The organism is Vibrio sp. 970, from assembly GCF_033339075.1.
Genome location: NZ_JAWOTW010000244.1, coordinates 1 through 754, shown reverse-complemented (window position 1 = coordinate 754; position 754 = coordinate 1). Strand labels below are relative to the sequence as shown.

At 47.1% G+C, this 754-nt stretch carries 1 protein-coding gene; it reads left to right on the top strand.

All coding sequences use genetic code 11. The features are described 5' to 3' along the window. Nucleotides 1–754 (top strand): 5'-nucleotidase C-terminal domain-containing protein (locus R7Q11_RS25950; RefSeq protein WP_225466976.1); only part of this gene is annotated, 754 nt, incomplete at both ends.

Below are 754 nucleotides of genomic sequence, written 5' to 3'. Positions count from 1 at the left end.
TTGGCTTTGGTGCAAGATGACCCAACAATCCAAATCGTTAACCTTGCACAAAAAGACTACGTGGAACGTTTCATTCAAGGCGATCCAGACCTAGCTGACATTCCAGTTTTGAGCGCGGCAGCGCCTTTTAAAGTGGGCGGACGTAAAGATGATCCGAACGGCTTCACTGAAGTTGAATCTGGCCAACTGACTTTCCGCAACGCCGCCGACTTGTACCTATACCCAAATACGCTCGTCGCAATGAAGGTGAAAGGCAAAGAAGTACATGAATGGCTAGAGTGCAGCGCAGGCCAATTCAAGCACATTGATGTCAATACGACTCAGCCACAATCGTTAATTGATTGGGATAACTTCCGTACGTACAACTTTGACGTGATTGATGGTGTGGAATACCAAATCGACATCACTCAACCACCGAAGTACGACGCGAGTTGTAAAGTCATTAATCCGGACTCCCAGCGTATCGTGAATCTGACTTTCAATGGCAAACCAGTTGATCCGAAACAAGATTTCATCATTGCGACTAACAATTACCGCGCGTACAGCAATACCTTCCCTGGCACGGGTCCGGACTTCATTGCATTTGACTCTCCAGACGAAAACCGTTCTGTGGTTGCTGCGTACATTTCTCGCGTCAGTGAGGAAAAAGGCGAAGTTACGCCAAGCGCTGACAATAACTGGTCGTTCGCACCAATTAAGTCAGACAAAAAACTGGATATTCGCTTTGAAACCTCACCGAGCGAAAAAGCTTCGA